At 73.6% G+C, this 1118-nt stretch carries 1 protein-coding gene; it reads right to left on the reverse strand.

Annotated elements, in window-relative coordinates; genetic code table 11:
* Positions 1-1118 (reverse strand): tetratricopeptide repeat protein (locus tag FDZ70_11185; protein TLM65329.1); only part of this gene is annotated, 1118 nt, incomplete at both ends.

Raw genomic sequence — 1118 nt, forward strand, 5'->3', positions numbered from 1 at the left:
GGCACGTACTGCAACGCGAGGCGGTAGCGCATCTCGGCCCAGTCCCGGCGCCCGAGGTTCTCGTACGCGAGTCCCATCAGGTACTGGAGGTCCGCCGCCTCGGGGTTGGACTCCGCGGCCGGACGAACCGCCTCGATGAGCGACTTGTAGTGCCCCTTCTCGGCGTAGTACTCGCCCAGCGCCGCCGCCGCGAGCGGATGGGCGGCATCGATCTCGAGCACGTCCCACAGGGTGTCCTCGGCCTTGTCGTCCAGATCGAGCTCCCGGTAGACGATCCCCTTGTTGTAGAGCGCGCCGGTGTTGCGCGGGTCGGCGGCCAGGACCTTGTCGTAGTCGTTCAGGGCGTCCTGGTAGCGGCCCGCCTGCTGGTATGCGAACGCGAGGTCGAGCAGCGCCTTCATGTCACGGGGGTCGTCCGCGACCCGGTCCTCGAGTTGCTCGATCTCGATCCTCGTGCTGCTGGTGGCGCCGTCCTTGTTGACGACGACCCCGCGCACGATCCACGCGCCCAGGCCGACGACTCCCAGGAGCAGGAGCAGCACGACGATCGCGAGCCACGGCGGCACCGGCTCGTCCGCCCGGCGCGCACCCGCCTCCGCCTCGGCGGCCGGCTCGTCGCCGGGCGCCAGCGCGCCTTCGAGCGCGGACGCGGACAGCGCGGCGGACTGCCCCGCGCCGGCCGCGGCGAGCGGCGGGACGTAGCCGGACTCGGCGAGACGGAAGGAGAGCACCTCCATCTCGGCCGCGACGTCGGCGTGCCGGACGATGACCTCGGCGGGCATGCTGAGCAGGACGGGCGCCATGTTGAGGAACGCGCGCACCCCCGCGGCCGCGGCGCGGCGGGCGACCGCGGGAGCGGCCTCCGCGGGCACGGCCAGCAGCACGATGTCCACGCCCTCGCGCGCGATGACGGACTCGAGCTCGGCGGCGTCGAGCACCGTGAGGCCGCCGGCCGGCGCACCGATCTTGGCGGGGTCGGAGTCGAGGACCGCCACGACGTCGAATCCGCGGGCCCCGAAGCCCGGGTACCCGAGCAGCGCGGAGCCGATGCGGCCGAAGCCGACGATCGCGACGCGGCGGCCGCGGTCGAGGCCGAGGTGCTGCCTCAGGCGGGTCGC

Source organism: Actinomycetota bacterium, from assembly GCA_005774595.1.
In the GTDB taxonomy this organism is placed as follows: Bacteria; Actinomycetota; Coriobacteriia; order Anaerosomatales; family D1FN1-002; genus D1FN1-002.